This window comes from Curvivirga aplysinae, assembly GCF_009711445.1.
GTDB lineage: Bacteria > Pseudomonadota > Alphaproteobacteria > UBA8366 > Aestuariispiraceae > Curvivirga > Curvivirga aplysinae.
This window is the reverse complement of sequence record NZ_SMMC01000183.1, coordinates 13,944-32,292: the sequence shown is the minus strand read 5'-3', so window position 1 is coordinate 32,292 and position 18,349 is coordinate 13,944. Positions and strand designations below refer to the sequence as shown.

Sequence of the window (18,349 nt, the reverse complement as noted above, 5' to 3'; positions counted from 1 at the left end):
ATTTTCTCTTTATGTAAATATGTTTTCAGTTATTTGCATTTAAGAAAAATATCGAACAGGTATAGAAGGAATATAAGATGAAGAAATTCAAGGGGTTATTTGCCGGGGTTGTGGCGATTGCAGCAACAACAAGTCTGACAAATCTAGCGCAAGCTGAAACATTACGTCTTTTGACATGGGGTGGTTATGCACCTGAAGCCGTTATTGAAAAGTTCAAAAGTGAAACAGGTATCGACGTTGAGGTCACAAAATCCAACAACGAAGATATGATTTCTAAATTGCGTGCGACAGGTGGTGCTGGTTTCGATTTGGCGCAACCAAGCCAAGACCGTATCAGTGGCGCACAAGAAGAATTTGATATTTATAAGCCAATCGATCTTTCCAAGATTGATTCTTCCTTGTTTATCGCATCCATGTTGGACGCAACAAAAAGCAATACCATGTTCGATGGTGAAGTTTATGGTGTGCCACATGTATGGGGTACAAGCGGCCTTGTAATGAACACAAAAGAAGCTGGCGATACAGTTAAAGATTACGCTGATTTATGTGATCCGGCTGTTGCTGGTCGTGTATCTTATCGTTTGAAACGTCCAACATTGATTGGTTTCGCATATTCCATGGGTCTAGATCCATTTGCGGCTTATAACGATAAAGCAAAATATCAAGGTATTCTTGATACCGTGACAGCGAAATTGATCGACTGTAAAGCAAATGTAAAAGCTTACTGGACAGGTGGTGATCAATTGATGGGTCTGATCCGTTCTGGTGAAGTAAAAGCAGCAATGGCTTGGGATACAGGCGGTTGGAAATTGAACAAAGATATGGCTGATGTAACATTCGTTGCACCTAAATCCGGTGCATTGGGCTGGATCGATACATTTGCTTTACCACGTAAGACAAAAGCAGAAGATGCAGCATACAAATGGATCAACTTTGTGATGCAACCAGAAATCGCATCCATGATCACAAATACAGCAGGTAACTTCACTGCTGCTAAAGGTGGTGATGCGAATGTTGATGCTGACTTGAAAGCGCGTTTCAATGCTTCTTTCAGCCAAGCTAAAATCGACAATATCAAATGGTACCCAACAGTACCTGCAGGTTTGGAAGAGATGGAAGGCAAGGCGTTAGATAAAATCAACGCGGCCAACTAAGACTCTATCTAGAATCTGAAGTTATCAGGAAGGGAGGTTTTTATAAACTTCCCTTCCGTTCTTTTAATGTGTGATTAGTTTTGTGAATAGTAAGCGATATGTCGATGAATTTTGATTTGGAATGCAAAAATATTGTTAAGAAATTTGATAGCTTTACGGCGGTGAATGATGTTTCATTCTCTATCCCGAAAGGCTCGTTCTTTTCTATTTTGGGTCCATCTGGCTGTGGTAAAACAACTTTGCTGCGTATGATTGCCGGTTTTAACAATCCGGATAGTGGTGATATTCAGATTAAAGGAAAGTCTGTTTTAAATGTTGCCCCGAATAAACGCCCTGTGAATATGGTGTTTCAACATTTGGCTCTTTTCCCAATGATGAATGTGGCTGAAAATATTGCTTATGGTTTACGTCGCAATGGAATGGTGAAATCTGATATTGATGTGAAAGTGCAAGAAGCACTGGAACGTATTGGCTTGCCTGACGCAGGATCGAAGCGCGTAGATCAACTTTCCGGTGGCCAAAAACAACGTATCGCAATTGCGCGTTGTATGGTGTTGAACCCGGATGTGTTGTTGTTAGATGAACCATTAGGCGCTTTGGATTTGAAATTGCGTGAACATATGAAAGTTGAATTGAAACAGCTTCAGGCACAATTTGATACGACTTTCGTTTACATCACCCATGACCAGTCCGAAGCATTGGTGATGTCGGACCAAATTGCTGTGATGAACCATGGTGTGTTTGAGCAAGTAGGTTCCCCTCAGGAGCTTTATTATAACCCACAAACAGCTTTTGTTGCGGGCTTCGTCGGGGATAGTAACCGCTGGCATGGTCGTGTGGTTGATTTGGATGCCACAAGTGTAAAGGTTGAAACCGAAAGTGGTCTTCAAATGTCAGCGCTATCCGTTGGTTCTGCTTTGAAGAAAGGCGATGATGTAGACATCTTTGTGCGTCCGGAATCCATTTCAATTTCTGTCGGTAAAGACGGTAATGTTTCTGATGAAAACAAGCTAACAGGCAAATTGACAAATATCTTGTTTAATGGTGCTGATAGTCGTTGTTTGATTGAAACAGAAACAGGTGAAGAGATTTCTGTGAATATGCCTCAAACAGGCGATTTCAACGATTTACAACGTGGTACAGATGTGACCGTATCCTGGCGTCAGGATGTGGCAAAATGTTTCTCTCATTGTGCTGATCTGGATGAGGAGCAATAAAAATGGACAAGGATATATCCCGGCGTTTGACGCTTTGGTTACTGCTCACCCCCTTTATATTATGGATGCTGCTGCTCGTTGTTATTCCACATATTGATATGTTCTTACTTTCCATCCGTGAAAAAGTAGGGCCACGCCAATATGAGATGGGGCTTGGTAATTATGCGGAATTCTTTGGGGAACCATTTTACTGGAACACACTGGCCCGCACTGCGATCATGTCTGTCTTGGCGACAGTGTTGACTTTGATAATTGGTTTTCCGGTTTCTTATTACATTGCAAAGATCGCACGTAGTAAGCAGAAGAAGATTTTATTCATGTTATGTCTCTTACCGTTTTGGGTGAGTGAGTTGGTCCGTACATTTGGCTGGATGATCTTATTACGTGAAACAGGGATCATGTCCGGTGTTTTGCAATGGATCGGTTTTGTCGATCAACCAGTTGAGATGCTGTATAACGATATCACTGTGGTGATGGGTCTTATTTATACATCTATGTTGTTCATGATTGTACCATTGGTAAGTACATTAGATAGCTTGGATGATAGCTATATCGAAGCGGGATATGACTTGGGTGGTAATATGGTTTCTGTCATGCGTGAAATTGTGATTCCACATGCAATGCCGGGTATCATCTCTGGCTGTATTGTTGTTTTCATGTTGACCTTAGGGAATTATCTGACACCAATCTTGTTAGGTGGTAAATCCAGCATGTGGTTCACCGGACAGATTTATACCCAGTTTATCACTCGCTTTAACTGGGAGCTCGGTGCGGCCTTTGGTTTCTTGCTATTAGCGCTTTCTTCCTTGATGGTCTGGGGGGGATTGAGATTAAGCGGTCAAACCTTGGCTTCAACAGTTGCGAAAAGTTAAGGGGCATATGTTATGATACCATCTATTTCACAAAGCCCATTCTTGCGGTTTAGCTATGCGACCTATGTCGGGATTTTCTTTGTCTATTTGATTGCGCCATTGATCGTTGTTGCGGCTTTCGCGTTTAATGATTCAATTTTCCCTTCCTTGCCATGGGAAGGATTTACGTTTGATTGGTTCTTCAATGACACGGAACCTAAACTAGGTGTCTTTCATGATCGATCTATCTTAAAAGGGATTAGTGTTTCTTTCTTTGTTGCCATCTGTGTAACCTTATTAAGTATCGCAGTTGGAACCAGTAACGCGTTTTTGTTTGAGCGTTATGATTTCCGCTTCAAATCTTTTGCTTATATTTTGATGTTACTACCATTGGTTATCCCGGGTGTGATCTTGGGGATTTCAATCTTGGTATTTTCCAATACTTTGGCAAATGGCATTGAAGATAGCTTAAATTGGGATTTGGAATTCTTACGTCCGGGTCTGGTTCTGGTTGTGTTAGGTCAGTTTTCCTTTATCACAACTATTGCGACCTTGGTGATTTCTGCACGCCTTAGAAAGTTTGATATTTCCTTGGAAGAAGCAGCCTATAACCTTGGGGGCTCAAAATTTGATGTGCTTCGCACGATTACGCTTCCTTATCTACGTCCCGCAATGTTTGGGGCCGGTGTCGTTGCGTTTTTGATGTCGTTTGAGAATTTTAATACAACATTGATGTTGGTTGGATCGGACGCACCATTGACGATCACAATGTATGATCGTTTGAAAGAGGGATCGACACCTGTATTGAATGCAGTCTCTGTTTTCTTGATGGTTGGATCGGCTTTCTTGGCATTGATCAGTATATTGTTCCAAAAAGAAAAATAATCACTTTAAATTAATGGTTTGTAAGGGCTGGGTGAGTTTTTCATCCGGCCCTTTTTATTTCTAGAAGGTAATAAAACTATCAGTGTCATATAATTTTCATAAGAAAGTAATTGATCTTTCATAAGAAGATATTAACATTTCGTTCGAAATTAAATTTTAAGAATTGAAGATCGAACGAAATGAATTTATCAGAAAGACAGCAAACAATCCTGAAACGCTTACGTGATGAGGGCGGGGTTATATCCAGTAATCTTTTAACGGATTATTTTGATGTTTCCGTGCAGACAATCCGTAAAGATTTAAATGAATTAAGTGATCTGGGATTGGTGAAACGTGTGCATGGTGGAATAACCTTACCGGTACAATCACAGAATCTGCCTTTTCAAAATCGACAGATCATCAATTTACAAGAAAAAGAGCAAATTGCGCAAAGCATTGCGCGTGATATCCCTGAAGGGGCCAGTATCTTTTTAGGTATTGGCACCACATTGGAAAAAATTGCGGAGGCATTATTAGGTCATCCGGGGTTAACGGTTATTACCAACAATCTAAATGCCGCTTTAATTCTTTGTCAGAATGATCGTATCACGACATTTTTGGCTGGTGGTCGTTTGCGTGCGTCGGATCAAGATACGACAGGTGAAGAAACAACTGCATTCTTACGTAAGTTCCATGTGAATTATGGCATCTTCGGTGTTGGCGGTATTGGTGAAACAGGTACCTTGCTTGATTTCTCACCGGAAGAATCAAATATTTCTCGGTCCATCATGGAAAATTGTGAAAAACGTTTGCTGGTTGCGGATCGGAATAAATATATGCGTAGCGCACCTGTGCGTACCGGAACAATCAATGAAATTGACCGCTTATATATTGATACAATTCCAGAAAATTTGAAGGCGATCTGCGACGAAGGTGGTGTGAAAATTGTTGAATGTGCTGGAAAGGTAGAAGGACAATGAGTTTTATCTCTATCCAGAATCTAACAAAAAGTTGGGGTGAGGCGCCCGCTGTCAACGATATGAGTTTTGATGTGGCGGCAGGGGAGTTCCTCGCTCTTTTAGGGCCATCCGGTTGCGGTAAGTCCACGACATTGATGATGTTGGCCGGATTGGAAAATCCGACAGATGGGCAAATCCATTTTAATCAGAAAAACGTCACTGACCTTGCACCCGGAAAACGCAAAATATCTATGGTTTTCCAGTCTTATGCTTTGTTTCCGCATTTAAGTGTTAAAGAAAATATTTTATTTGGCTTGAAAGCCCGTCATGTTGATCCAGCTGAACGTAACAAACGTTTAAGTGAAGTTTTGGAACTTGTTGATCTTGGTGCTCATATGGACAAAAAGCCGGGACAATTGTCAGGTGGACAATGTCAGAGGGTCGCATTAGCGCGTGCCATTGTATCCCATGCGCCGATCTGTTTGATGGATGAGCCGCTTTCCAATCTTGATGCTAAATTACGTAATGAAATGCGTAGTGAAATCCGAAGCTTGCAAAAGAAGTTAGGACTTACAGTTATTTATGTAACCCATGACCAAATTGAAGCCATGAGCATGGCGGATCGGGTTGCTCTTTTAAATAAAGGCTGCATTGAACAAATCGGTCGACCGGAAGAGCTATATGACCAACCAGCAACCGATTTTGTTGCCGGATTTATTGGGCATCCACCAATGAATTTAATTCCGGATGAAGAAACCATTTTAGGTATCCGACCAGAACATATTCGACTGGATGAAAGTGAAGGCATTAGTTCCAAAGTTGTGAATTGTGATTATCACGGGGCTAATACCCTAATCTCTACTAAATTCTGCGGGCATATTTTGAATTTTATGATTCAAGGTCACCGCCAATACCCTGCTGGCCATACTCTCAAACTGAACTGGGATCGCGGGCAGGCTCACTATTTCTCGAGAACGACGGGCCAGAGAATGGCCGACATCACACAAAATCATTTTATGAATGAGGGATTAAACTAATGTTTAAACTTGCTAAGAAAATTGCAGTTGCAGGTCTTGTTGCAACTGGTTTGACCAGCATGGCACATGCTGAAACAAAATTGACAATGTATTATCCGGTTGCTGTAGGTGGTCCACTTACAAAAATCGTAGATGGTATGATTGAGGAGTTTGAAACTCAAAATCCAGATATCGATGTGGAGGCGATCTATGCGGGTAACTATAATGATGCGCGTATCAAAGCTTTAGCGGCGCTAAAAAGTGGCCAGCCAGCCCAGCTTTCCGTTATGTTTTCTATTGATGTGCATGAATTGATGGATTTAGGTGCGATTGTGCCATTCGATGATGTTGTGTCCACTGACGAAGACAAAGCATGGTTGGATAGCTTCTATGGTCCGTTGATGCAAAACGGTAAGGTAGACGGTAAAACTTACGGTGTGCCTTTCCAACGTTCTACTATTGTTATGTATTATAACAAAGATATGTTCCGTAAAGCAGGTCTTGATCCTGAAAAAGCACCATCTTCTTGGGCTGAGCTTGTAGATATGGGTAAGAAGCTTACCACTGAAGATCAATGGGGAGCGATGATCCCGTCAACTGGTTATCCTTACTGGATGTTTGGTGCATTTACCAAGCAAAATGGCGAAATTTTGATGAACCAAGCTGGTAACGAAACTTATTTTGACAAAGCAGGTGTAGTTGAGGCTTTGGATTATTGGAAATCTTTGGGGGAAGAACATAAGATCATGCCAGCGGGCACGATTGAATGGGGTACGTTGCGTCAGAACTTCCTAGAACAAAAAACTGCAATGATGTGGCATTCCACAGGTAATCTGACAGCTGTGAAAAAGAATGCATCTTTTGACTTCGGTGTTGCAAAATTACCGAAAGGTAAAGAGTTAGGTTCCCCTACAGGTGGCGGTAACTTCTATCTATTCAAAAAATCTTCTGATGAAGAAAAACAAGCTGCTTTGAAGCTGGTGAAATTTATGACTTCACCAGATCAAGCTGCGAATTGGAGTATTGCAACAGGTTACATGGGGGTGAGTCAGGCCTCTTATGACACAAGCGAATTAAAGCAATATGTACAAGACTTTCCACCGGCTGCGGTTGCACGTGACCAGTTGCAACATGCAACGGCGGAACTTTCTACACATAAAGCTGGTCGTGTTCGTAAACTGTTAGATGATGCGATCCAGGCTTCTTTAACGGGTCAAATGTCTTCTGAAGAGGCGTTACAAAAAGCGCAGAAACAAGCAGAAAATATCTTGAAACGTTATAAATAACTTCTCTGTCGAGGATGTTCTTGTTAGGCAAGGGCATCCTCCCTTTTTTTGATATACATATGAAAAATAAACAATATATACAGGCGTGGCTACTCTTGCTGCCGGCTTTAATTTTATTAGCTGGCTTTACGCATATCCCCACGATTAAAACCATCTGGCGTAGTTTCTTTTCTTTAGGCGAAAATACCGATATAGGATTTGTCTGGGATAATTATGAGTTCCTAATAATTGATGATGTATTGTGGCAGGTATTAGGTAATAGTTTTTGGTACCTGGTGATTACCGTGCCTGCCTCAATCGTCATTGCCTTGGCAATGGCTATGTGGATTAACCGCCATATGCCGGGACGTAGTTTGTTGAGGCTTTCCTATTTTACTCCAACCGTTTTGCCGATGATTTCGGTGGCAAATATCTGGTTGTTTTTTTATAGCCCTGAAATTGGATTGTTAAATTCCATCCTCGGCTTGTTCGGGCATGAAGGATATAACTGGTTAGGGGATCCTGATTTGGCGCTTTATTCCGTGATGGCGATGACGATCTGGAAAGAAGCTGGCTTCTTTATGATTTTCTATCTTGCTGCATTGTTAGGGATTAGGCCCGACTTATATCAAGCGGCCCGCGTTGAAGGTTCAAGCGAAGCAAATATCTTCTTCCGCATCACTTTGCCTTTATTAATGCCAACCACCTTATTTATCTTGGTGAATGCCATCCTAAATGCTTTCAAGATGGTTGATCATCTTTTTATCCTAACAAAAGGTGGACCAAATAACGCAAGCAATCTGTTGCTTTATTATATTTATGAAAACGCGTTTAGTTTCTTTGAAACATCCTATGCAGCGGCGCTTACAGTCTTGTTACTGGCTATCTTGGTTATATTGGCAGTGATGCAATTTGGTGTGTTGGAAAGACGTATTCATTATCGGTAAAATCCCATGAAACATTTAACAAAATATATAAATAATTTGATGGCTTGGGCTTTGGGGGGTATCTGGGTTTTCCCCTTGCTTTATGCATGCTGGGCGGCATTTCATTCTAGTGTAGATGCAACCAGTTTTGATCTAACGTCTGATTTGACATTGGAAAATTTCGCGATTGCCTGGGACCAAGCTCCTTTCTTAAGCTATATGTTTAACACAGTGGTTATCACAACCTTGATCTTGGGTGTTCAATTGGTGATATGTACTTTAGCCGGATATGCACTTGCCAGATTAGAGTTTTGGGGACGTGGTTTGGTTTTTGCCCTGATTCTCATGCAGTTAATGATAGTTCCTGAAATCTTGATTGTTGAAAACTATCAAACGGTGGCATCCATGGATATTTTGGATACATATCTGGCGGTGGGCCTACCTTACTTTGCTAGTGCTTTTGGTATATTCCTGTTACGTCAAACCTTTATGACCGTGCCGCAAGAATTGGAAAATGTAGCCTTAGTTGAAGGTTGTTCCCGTTTGCAAATTATTTGGAAAGTTTTTGTCCCTGTTGCACGTCCAACTTATCTGGCTTTCTCTCTCGTTTCTATCAGTTATCATTGGAATAATTTCCTCTGGCCTATGGTGGCAACCAATACAGAAAATAGTAGACCTTTGACTGTGGGAATGGCCATTTTTGGGGCGCCTGAATCTGGTGTGGATTGGTCAGTGATTTCTGCAGGCACACTGATTTCTGTGGGATTACTGTTAATCTTGTTCTTAATTTTCCAGAAACAATTTATGCAATCCTTTATGAGCGCAGGGATCAAGTAATGCATATCTTGAGTTGGAATATTCAAGCTGGTCTTGGATGTGATGGGGAATTTAATCTGAAGAGAATTTCTGATGTTATCTGTAAAAAAGGCGAACCTGATGTTATCTGCCTACAGGAAGTATCCAGAAATTTCCCTGAATATGGCAATGATGATCAGTTGTCCTATTTTACGAAGGTATTTCCAAATCATGACGTAGTTTGGGGGGCTGCAGTGAGCGGACGTGGTGATACAGATTCCCGTCTGGAGTTTGGCAATTTATCTTTGATAAGGTCTCCGTATTTACTTGATAGTCGATTGCATCGATTACCTTATCCAGTTCTGGAAGATACGCCTCAAATGCCAAGGGTGTTGATAGAAGTTGCGGTAAAATACCAAGATTCTTCCATATCGATTTTAAATACTCATTTGGCCTTTCATAGCCAATATGAACGATACGCTCAGGCAAATTATATCTCCAAATTGGTAAAAGAAATAAATATTCGAAAGAAAAATATTGTGCCTGTTGAGCTTGCTGGTGCCTATACGCCGTTTGCAAAACCTCAATTTACATTGTTATGCGGGGATTTGAATCTTGAAATGATGTCTGATGAATATGAATTGCTGACAGATGATAAATGTTTAAAGGATTGTTGGACATATTTATATGAGGATCATATGCATGCACCGACTTGTGGTGTGTTTGATCAAAAGCAATGGCCACATGGTCCGCATTGTCGTGATTATTTTATGATCTGTGATGATTTATCAGATCATGTAGAAAATATGTCTGTTGATATCGAAACTGATGCTTCAGATCATCAACCGATTTCCATTTTCTTGAAAGATTAAGATTAATTTATGTCTATACAAAACTTACCAGATAAATGGCCGCATAAGACAAAAATTTTGTTCACCGATATTGATGATACTTTGACTTGGGAGGGGCAGCTGCCCTTGGAGACTTATAAGGCGTTACATGACTTAAGGAATATGGGTATCAAAGTTGTACCTGTGACAGGGGGAAGTGCTGGTTGGGCTGATTGTTTAATTAGAACTTGGCCCATAGATACTATTATTACAGAAAATGGTAGCATGTGGTTATCCAAAGATTCATCGAACAAGGTGACACGTCACTATTATCTTAATGAAATAGAACGTCAGAAAAATTGGCAAAGATTGAATAGCCTTAAACGAGAATTCCGATCAATATTTCCAAATATTTCAGATACCGAAGATCAAGATTTTCGCCTGACAGACATCGCTTTTGATATTGGGCAACAAGTGAGCATTGAAAGGTCTCTAGCGCTGCAGGCTGCCAACTGGTGGAAGGAAAAAGGGGCTTTGGCGCGTTGTAGCTCTATCCATATTAATGTTTGGATGGGAGAATATGATAAGGCGCAAGGAGCACTAAAATGGTTACAGGAAGAGAATGCTTCTGTTGATCAAAATGAATGTGCCTTTGTTGGTGATTCTCCAAACGATGAAGCTATGTTTACTCATTTTGATAATACAGTTGGTGTGGCAAATATTTCAGCTTTTTTCAATGATCTTAAAGACCGCCCGAAATATCTGACCAGTCAAAAAGGTGGCTATGGCTTTGTTGAACTTGCAAATAGTATGATCACTGGCTTTAACGAACTTAGTTCTTAATCTGTTTTAATTTGTCCGTTATAATCTCATTATCAAAGCAGCAGGTTTCATTATTATGTAGGCATGTGGATATCTAAGTAAATTGGGATTTGAATAGAAGGATTGTTTTTTGATTTTATAAGGTTCAGGGAATTTCCCAGTTAATAGGTTCTAACCCGTTTTGTTGTAAAAAAGCATTGGCCTTTGAAAAATGCTTACATCCCAAAAAGCCACGATGGGCAGATAGCGGAGATGGGTGAGGTGCTTTTAAAATGCAATGTTTGCTTTGATCAACAAAGGAAGCTTTCTTTTGTGCATAACTTCCCCATAACATAAAGACGACGGGATGAGGCAAGTTGTTGACCTCATGAATAATGCGGTCAGTGAATTCTTCCCACCCTTTGTTTTGATGGGATCCTGCATTGGCACGTTCCACTGTCAATGTCGCATTGAGAAGAAGTACGCCTTGTTTAGCCCAATCTTCCAATAAGCCATGCTTTGGTGGCGTAATGCCCAGATCAGACTGAAGTTCTTTATAGATATTCATCAAAGATGGTGGCGTCTTAACACCCGGCTTTACACTAAAGCTGAGACCGTGAGCTTGCCCATCACCATGATAAGGGTCTTGTCCAAGGATGACTACGCGCACTTGATCAAGTGGGGTAAGATCAAGCGCGTGAAAATATTCACTGCTCGCGGGAAAGATGGTTTTGCCAGCCTGTTGTTCAGCCTGCAAAAAGCTTTTTAATTCCTGCATATATGGCGCAGAAAATTCTGGTTCCAGTTTATCCATCCAGCTTTTTTCCAACTTGATCTCTACCATGGTGATGATCCAAATATCGTTAGTCGTAAGCAGCAGTAACGATCATCTCAACGAAAAGTTCTGGACGGGCGAGTTTAGCTTCGCCACAGGCACGTGCAGGCGCATGGCCTTCTGGTATCCATGCATCCCAAACTTCATTCATCTCCGCAAAATATTTCATATCAGAAAGCCAGATTACACATTGCAAAATTTTCTCTTTGCTGCTGCCAGCCTGTTCTAACAGGGTTTCTACGCGGCGCAGGCATTCACTTGTTTGCTCTTTGATATCTGGATCGGTTCCACCAACCTGACCACATAAATATGCTGTGCCGTTATGTTTCACGATTTTACTCATACGTGTGCCGATTTCTTGACGCTCAATCATTTCCTACCTCAAGGTTTTTAATGTCGTTCTGCGGGGCAGCTTAATGATAATTGGGTAGAATGAAAACAAATGAATAACGTAGCTTTAAAATTTGATCGAAAAGAATAGTTTGGATTTGCAATAGGTGAATGAATTAGGCAATTCCAAATCAATGATTAAATATTAAATGATTTTACTAAGAAGGGTCCTTGGTTAGTCTGAGTTTAGACATGTGAACAAACTTGAATAATCAAAAGGACCATATGAATGTCAGTTGAAAAAACAGAGGTGCTTGTTATTGGCGGGGGCCAAGCTGGCTTGGCAGTGAGCGAGCATTTGGGTAATGCAGGTATCGAACATCTTGTCTTGGAAAAAGATCGCATTGCGGAACGCTGGCGTTCACATCGTTGGGATTCTTTGGTGGCCAATGGTCCGGCATGGCATGACCGTTTTCCAACATTGGAATTTGAAGATTATGAGCCAGGCGATTTTGTTCCAAAAGAGAAGGTCGCAGACTATTTCGTGAAATTTGCAGAGCATATTAATTCACCAATTCGTTGCGGTGTAGAAGTTAAGCAAGTCACTAAAAATGAAGGTGGACCGGGGTTCGTTGCAGAAACATCTGACGGTGTGATTGAGGCGCGTTATGTTGTCTCGGCAACTGGACCATTCCAACAACCTGTTATTCCAGCGGTTGTGCCGGATGATGCAGGCGTAGAACAAATGCATTCCACAGGATATCGAAATCCAGATCAATTACCTGAAGGGGCCGTTTTGGTTGTTGGTGCTGGCTCTTCCGGGGTGCAGATCGCGACAGAGTTGATGCGTGCTGGTAAGAAGGTTTATTTGTCTGTTGGCCCTCATGATCGTCCCCCTCGTAGTTACCGCGGCCGTGATTTTGTATGGTGGCTAGGTGTGTTAGGCCTGTGGGACATGGCAACACCTGAACAAGGCAAAGAACATGTCACTATTGCCGTCACTGGTGCTTATGGTGGTTATACGATCGATTTCAAACAGCTTGCGGCAGATGGCATGACCCTTGTTGGTCGCACGGAAAGCTATGAAAATGGCAAGATGGTCTTTGGTGATGATCTGGCCCAAAATGTTGCGGATGGTGATGCAAATTATCTATCCGTTTTGGATCAGGCCGATGCGTATATTGAACGTAATGGCCTTGATTTACCTGAAGAACCAGAAGCCCGTGAGATGTTAGGTCTACCAGATTGTGTGACAAATCCACTTTCGGATCTGGATTTGAAAGAAGCTGGGGTTAGTTCCATCATTTGGGCAACAGGCTTCAAAACGGATTTCAGTTGGTTGAAGGTTAATGCATTAGATGAGAATGGAAACCCTAGACATCTGCGAGGAGTGTCTTCTGAGCCGGGTGTGTATTTTGTAGGTTTACCTTGGTTGTCTCGCCGTGGATCCACTTTTATCTGGGGCGTGTGGCATGATGCAAAATACCTCGCGGATCATATTGCCACTCAACAAGGATATCTTAAACATCATAAAGCGCATCCGCCGGAAACAAATGTAGCGGCAGAATAGATTGCTTTATGTATCAAAAGAAATGGGGATGAAAGATCATCCCCGTTTTTGCTTTCAGGGAAGAATTTTACAAATCACCAGCTTCTTCCAAAACTTTACGGGCAACTCTAAAACATTCAAGTGATTGAGGAACACCACAATAAATTGCTATCACATGAATAATGGCTCGGATTTCTTCTTTGGTAACCCCATTATTTAAGGCGCCGCGGCAATGTAATTCCCATTCATGCATTTTCCCTAAAGCTCCAATCATGGAAAGGTTCATCATGGATCGGGTTTTAGCATCAATGGCATCATCTCCCCAGCCGAAACCCCAACACCATGCAGTCATGGCTTCTTGAAACGGGCGGGTGAAATCATCGGCTTTGGCTAGATTGTTTTCTACATATTCTGCGCCAAGGGTGGCTTTGCGTTGTTCCATCCCTTTTTCAAATAGATCATTATCCATTTTATTTCCTGTCCTTAGCGAATTGTCCTAACGCATTACAAATGGATTTGCCATTGGCTCTGCGGAAGTATTGATCCAGGTTGTTTTTGTTCGTGTGTAATCCAAGATGGCTTCGGTGCCAGCTTCACGACCATAACCAGATTCATTAAATCCACCAAATGGCGCAATTGGCGAAACAGCACGATAAGTGTTCACCCAACAAATTCCAGATCGGATTTTTTGTGACACGCGATGGGCACGGGCAATGTTTTGGGTGAATACGCCGGACCCCAGACCATATTCGGTGCCATTGGCAATCACGATGGCTTCATCTTCCGTATCAAATGGAATTAAAGACATTACAGGTCCGAACATTTCCACTTTTAGGGTTTCGGTTTCATTATGGGCGCATTCCACTAAGGTCGGAGCCATATAATTGCCCGCTTGATCAAGCGGGGCGCCACCAAGATGGATCGTTGCCCCTTGGGATTTTGCTTTCTCAAGAGTATCTTTGATCGTGTTTATTTGGGCTTCGGTGCAAAGAGGGCCCATATGAGTATTCGCTTCTAATGGGTCTCCTATAACAATTTTACTCGCTTTTTCTTTGATAATTTCAATTAGCTTGTTAAGGATGGGGCGGTGGATCAGACCACGAGATCCCGCTACACAGGATTGGCCTGATGCGCCAAAGTTACCTGCAATCAAACCATTGGACGCCGTTTCCAAATCTGCATCCTCAAACACAATGATCGGTGATTTTCCTCCAAGTTCTAAACTTGTTACGGCAAAGTTTTCTGCGGAATTGCGAACTACATGACGGGCGGTTTCTGGTCCACCTGTGAAGGCGATGCGATCAATATCAGGATGTCGGGTGAGTGGGATAGCACAGTTTGGCGCATCACCCGTTATCACCGAGACAACACCTTTTGGGAAACCTGCTTGTTCTACAAGTTTGGCAAATTCAAACATTGGGGCAGGGGCATATTCAGAAGCTTTTAGAATAACTGTGCATCCTGCAGCCAGAGCTGGTCCCAATTTGGTTGCCGTTAAGAACATTTGGGCATTCCACGGTACAATCGCTGCAACAACACCAATCGGATGGCGTGTGGTGAATACATGCATATCTGGCTTATCAATAGGTAAAACCGCACCTTCGATTTTATCGGCGAGGCCTGCATAATAACGATAATAATCACCCACATATTTTGTCTGGCTTTGGGTTTCGGCAAGTAATTTACCGCTATCTGTTGTTTCAACACGCCCGATAAGTTCAGCATTTTCTTCAATCAATTCTGCAAGACGATAGAGAAGTTTACCACGGGCGGTCTGTGTCATATCCCGCCATGCAGGATTATTAAGTGCAGCTTTAGCAGAACGAACAGCTTGATTAACATCTTCTTCAGAGGCGCAAGCGAAACTTGCCCAGTTTTCACCTGTGGCAGGATTTTGAGAATGCATCACTTGTCCTGCACTGCCTTCTGTCCATTTTCCATCGATATATAATTTATAATGTGGTTGGTTCATTTTAGTATCCTTAGACGAAAGCTGGCATCACTTCATTGATAAAGCGGTAGAGGGAATCGCGTTTGCGCTCAAAACTCATGCCGCTATCAATCCAGAAAGAATATTCATCATATCCTAAATCTTCATAGTGTTTAATCTGATCGATCACTTCCTGCGCTGTGCCGATGGTTAGGTCTTTGCGTAATTTGCTCGCCGCCATCATTTCATTATTGGCGATATCTTCATCAGATAAGCGTTCAATTAAACCTTGTTTAACCGGTCGTTTATTTTGAAACCACGCCCCGAAATAATTGTAATATCGGCTGAGCTCATTCGCTGCATGATCTACATCACCTGCATCTGATCCGACATAGGTATGATGAAGCAACATGATTTTCGGGCGCGGACCATCATGTTTGTCACAAGCATTGTTGAAACGTTCCATGAGACTTTCAATTTCCTCAATCCCTTGCCAGAGAGGAGTTACCTGAACATTGAAGTTATTTGAAACGGCAAATTCGTGACTATTTGGATCACGTGCCGCAATCCAGATAGGTGGACCATCTATTTGTGCTGGTTTTGGGGCGGATGTGGTGGATGGGAATTTATAAAACTCTCCCTCATGGGCACAATCACCTTCCCATAGTTGACGCAGTAAAGGTGCAGTTTCGCGCATGCGCTGGCCTGCTTCCCAAGCATCAAGGCCCGGCATAATACGTTCATATTCATAAGAATAAGCACCGCGTGCTATTCCTAACTCCAAACGGCCATCGATGATCAAATCTGTTGAGGCGGCTTCGCCCGCCAATTTAATAGGATGCCAGAAAGGGGCAATGACTGTGCCTGTACCTAAACGCACATTCTTTGTCCTATGGGCAAGATCAACCAATGTGATAAAAGGATTAGGCGCAATGGTAAATTCCATACCATGATGTTCACCAGTCCAGATCGCATGCATGCCACCTTCATCCGCAATTTGACATAAAGATACAAATTCTTCGTAAAGTTCAGTATGTGGTTGGTCCGGTGACAGACGTTCCATATGTGCAAAAAGTGAGAATTTCATAAGGTCTACTCCCGATTATTCTTATTCATCGTTGAGTGTGAAATAGGTGCCGCCGGCATATCCAAGGCCCGGCTGACCACTATTTTTAAAATCATGCACTTCCCCAAGTAGGATGGAATGATCGCCAGCGGGGATAGCCTTTGATTTTTTGCAAATGAATTGTGCGGTGGATGCATCTAGCAAAGGCATGTCCATATGGCCTTTTTGCCATGAAACCTGTTGAAAACGATCACCATTGAATTTTGCAAAAATATCTGAAACTTCTTGTTGATCTGCAGATAGAATATTGACTGCGAAATAGTCACAATTCTCAAAGATATCGAAACAAGAGAGATACTTCCCAGGGCATACCAACAACATCGGTGGGTCAAGGGATACTGACGTGAAGGAATTGGCTGTAAAGCCGACAGGATTTCCTTCTCTGGTCATTGTTGTAACTACGGTCACACCCGTCATAAAGCTTCCAAAAGCGTCGCGTAGTTTACGTGGGTCGACATTGATCATTTTGCTTCCTCCTTAATAAAGGTCAGGAGCGCTTGGTTCACTTCATCCATGTGGGTCATTGGCATCATATGTGCGGCATCTTTGATAATCATTACCTGACCTTTTGGGGTGAGTGCGGCCATTGTCTCTGACATGGTTGGGGTAGAATTTGGTTCATCTTCGCCAGTGATAAACAAAGCTGGCATTTCTAGTTCTCTCAGGTTTTCAGGTGAGGGGCCATTTTCTGTGGCGAAGACTGTATATGCATTTTTATAACCAGCCGGGTTCACATTTGTGAGCCATTCTTTGCAAGCGACCGCAGCATCACTTTCTTGATCTGCAAACCAACGTGTGAGTGGACCTGTTGGATCAGCTATTGTTTTCCCATCTAGGCTTTTCGCGCGTGTTTGAACTGCATTCACGGCATTTTCGTCACGTTGGAAAATCGCGTTTAGCGCAACTGCAGCCTTCACCTTTTCCGGATGATGAATAGCTAAATCAAGCGCAATCATTGCCCCCATGGAATGGCCTATCACAATCGCAGGTTCAATGATCGCTTCTGCGATCTTTTTGGTATAGCTGGATAGGTCCAAGGTAGTCTGATCAAACTTGCTTGCACCATGTCCGGGCATATCTGGGGCAATGACTTCATAACTTTGGCTGAAGGTATTGATTTGTGAATTCCACGCCTCAGCCCGAAGGCCAACACCATGAAGTAACACGATGCTTTGGCCTTCGCCTTTGATAATGGCTTTAAGTTGCCCGAAATCAGACCGCTGCTGGGTTGTCCACATCATGACCTAATTCCTTTAAATCTTGATAGCGATCTCCAATCCGATGATGTGGGCGACCACCTGTTGCACCGCCAAGTACGATAACAACTTCATCCCCACGCGGTGCGTCAGCAATAGAAAATTGAATGGTGAGGTAATGGGAACGGCGTCCCGCATCGTTTTTATCCATCAAAGGAACCATAATAGGTGCATTGGCTGGGCCGCGTGTATTGGAAAAAGAGAGGTATGATTTAGCTTCTACCGCTTCGCGGAAATGGTTTCCAAAACGCAAAGTATGAATTAAGCCAGAAGCATGTTCAATTTCGCCATCAAGTCCGACAACTGCGCTTTTTCCATAGGCTTCGATTGCATCGCCTGAACCTACCAATTTGATGATTTTGTCTGTTAGCAATGCACCTAGTTCAGGCCCATATGCGTGGATTTCAGGCTTTAGGTCTTCCACATAACGTCCAGCCCAGGGGTTGGTAATAACTGCGGCCACAGCAAATAAGCGCCAAGGCTCTGAAACTTCGCGATACCCTTCAATCAGAACTTCTTCTTCATAGGTCACGATTTTTCTAATTTCTGCCTTCATTTCCATTTCCTTTTGTTGATTTTATTTTGCCAATACAGATGGCGTAATTCTTTGAACAAACTAATCACAGGAAATGCTATTTTTGACAA

20 protein-coding genes are annotated in these 18,349 nt (G+C 42.4%); 12 read left to right on the top strand and 8 right to left on the bottom strand.

The features are described from left to right. The first annotated feature begins 77 nt into the window (after positions 1-77). From E1160_RS09965 to E1160_RS09915, 11 genes are all read left to right on the top strand, one after another. Positions 78-1,154, top strand: coding sequence for an extracellular solute-binding protein (locus E1160_RS09965; protein WP_155155010.1), 1,077 nt, complete (start codon positions 78-80; stop codon positions 1,152-1,154). A 98-nt stretch (positions 1,155-1,252) separates the two neighbouring features. Then, positions 1,253-2,371 carry an ABC transporter ATP-binding protein gene (locus tag E1160_RS09960; protein ID WP_218048825.1) on the top strand — a complete coding sequence of 373 codons (1,119 nt, stop codon included), beginning with the start codon at positions 1,253-1,255 and terminating at the stop codon, positions 2,369-2,371. Positions 2,372-2,373: 2 nt separating this feature from the next. Then, positions 2,374-3,243 (top strand): ABC transporter permease, encoded by an 870-nt coding sequence (locus E1160_RS09955; protein ID WP_155155008.1) that lies wholly within the window; start codon positions 2,374-2,376, stop codon positions 3,241-3,243. Between the two features lie 12 nt (positions 3,244-3,255). Continuing rightward, positions 3,256-4,107 (top strand): ABC transporter permease, encoded by an 852-nt coding sequence (locus E1160_RS09950; protein ID WP_155155007.1) that lies wholly within the window; start codon positions 3,256-3,258, stop codon positions 4,105-4,107. Between the two features lie 179 nt (positions 4,108-4,286). Beyond that, on the top strand, positions 4,287-5,066 hold the full coding sequence (locus E1160_RS09945; RefSeq protein WP_155155006.1) for a DeoR/GlpR family DNA-binding transcription regulator: 780 nt from the start codon (positions 4,287-4,289) through the stop codon (positions 5,064-5,066). Continuing rightward, entirely contained in the window at positions 5,063-6,082 is a 1,020-nt protein-coding gene (locus tag E1160_RS09940; protein WP_155155005.1) for an ABC transporter ATP-binding protein, read from the top strand. The genes E1160_RS09945 and E1160_RS09940 overlap by 4 nt, the downstream gene beginning before the upstream one ends. Continuing rightward, a complete protein-coding gene (locus tag E1160_RS09935) occupies positions 6,082-7,347 on the top strand; it encodes an ABC transporter substrate-binding protein (RefSeq protein WP_155155004.1) in 1,266 nt (421 codons plus the stop codon). The genes E1160_RS09940 and E1160_RS09935 overlap by 1 nt, the downstream gene beginning before the upstream one ends. Positions 7,348-7,406: 59 nt before the next feature. Then, on the top strand, positions 7,407-8,273 hold the full coding sequence (locus E1160_RS09930; protein WP_155155003.1) for a carbohydrate ABC transporter permease: 867 nt from the start codon (positions 7,407-7,409) through the stop codon (positions 8,271-8,273). A 6-nt stretch (positions 8,274-8,279) separates the two neighbouring features. Then, positions 8,280-9,089 carry a carbohydrate ABC transporter permease gene (locus E1160_RS09925; protein ID WP_155155002.1) on the top strand — a complete coding sequence of 270 codons (810 nt, stop codon included), beginning with the start codon at positions 8,280-8,282 and terminating at the stop codon, positions 9,087-9,089. Then, on the top strand, positions 9,089-9,919 hold the full coding sequence (locus E1160_RS09920; protein WP_155155001.1) for an endonuclease/exonuclease/phosphatase family protein: 831 nt from the start codon (positions 9,089-9,091) through the stop codon (positions 9,917-9,919). Before E1160_RS09925 ends, E1160_RS09920 begins: the two co-directional genes overlap by 1 nt. A 9-nt stretch (positions 9,920-9,928) precedes the next feature. After that, positions 9,929-10,720: an HAD-IIB family hydrolase gene (locus tag E1160_RS09915; RefSeq protein ID WP_155155000.1), complete on the top strand. Its 792-nt coding sequence runs from the start codon at positions 9,929-9,931 to the stop codon at positions 10,718-10,720. Positions 10,721-10,844: 124 nt separating this feature from the next. Here E1160_RS09915 and ung read toward each other — a convergent pair whose 3' ends face one another. Together ung and E1160_RS09905 are read right to left on the bottom strand one after the other, a co-directional pair. Then, complete coding sequence (ung, locus tag E1160_RS09910; protein ID WP_155154999.1) at positions 10,845-11,522, bottom strand: uracil-DNA glycosylase; 678 nt, start codon at positions 11,520-11,522, stop codon at positions 10,845-10,847. Positions 11,523-11,541: 19 nt separating this feature from the next. Next, positions 11,542-11,886 (bottom strand): RidA family protein, encoded by a 345-nt coding sequence (locus E1160_RS09905; RefSeq protein ID WP_155154998.1) that lies wholly within the window; start codon positions 11,884-11,886, stop codon positions 11,542-11,544. A gap of 246 nt (positions 11,887-12,132) precedes the next feature. Between E1160_RS09905 and E1160_RS09900 the strand changes: the two genes are divergently transcribed. After that, positions 12,133-13,413: a flavin-containing monooxygenase gene (locus E1160_RS09900; protein WP_155154997.1), complete on the top strand. Its 1,281-nt coding sequence runs from the start codon at positions 12,133-12,135 to the stop codon at positions 13,411-13,413. 67 nt (positions 13,414-13,480) lie between these two features. Here E1160_RS09900 and E1160_RS09895 read toward each other — a convergent pair whose 3' ends face one another. From E1160_RS09895 to E1160_RS09870, 6 genes are read right to left on the bottom strand one after another with little or no spacing between them, the layout of a single operon-like run. Then, entirely contained in the window at positions 13,481-13,861 is a 381-nt protein-coding gene (locus E1160_RS09895; protein ID WP_155154996.1) for a carboxymuconolactone decarboxylase family protein, read from the bottom strand. A 27-nt stretch (positions 13,862-13,888) separates the two neighbouring features. After that, complete coding sequence (locus E1160_RS09890; protein ID WP_155154995.1) at positions 13,889-15,364, bottom strand: aldehyde dehydrogenase; 1,476 nt, start codon at positions 15,362-15,364, stop codon at positions 13,889-13,891. 10 nt (positions 15,365-15,374) lie between these two features. Then, a complete protein-coding gene (locus tag E1160_RS09885; RefSeq protein ID WP_155154994.1) occupies positions 15,375-16,409 on the bottom strand; it encodes an LLM class flavin-dependent oxidoreductase in 1,035 nt (344 codons plus the stop codon). A gap of 21 nt (positions 16,410-16,430) precedes the next feature. Then, positions 16,431-16,913, bottom strand: a complete 483-nt coding sequence (locus E1160_RS09880; protein ID WP_155154993.1) for a flavin reductase family protein — start codon at positions 16,911-16,913, stop codon at positions 16,431-16,433. Then, on the bottom strand, positions 16,910-17,689 hold the full coding sequence (locus E1160_RS09875; protein ID WP_155154992.1) for an alpha/beta fold hydrolase: 780 nt from the start codon (positions 17,687-17,689) through the stop codon (positions 16,910-16,912). Before E1160_RS09875 ends, E1160_RS09880 begins: the two co-directional genes overlap by 4 nt. Next, positions 17,661-18,260, bottom strand: a complete 600-nt coding sequence (locus E1160_RS09870; RefSeq protein ID WP_155154991.1) for an amino acid synthesis family protein — start codon at positions 18,258-18,260, stop codon at positions 17,661-17,663. Before E1160_RS09870 ends, E1160_RS09875 begins: the two co-directional genes overlap by 29 nt. Positions 18,261-18,349 lie beyond the last annotated feature (89 nt).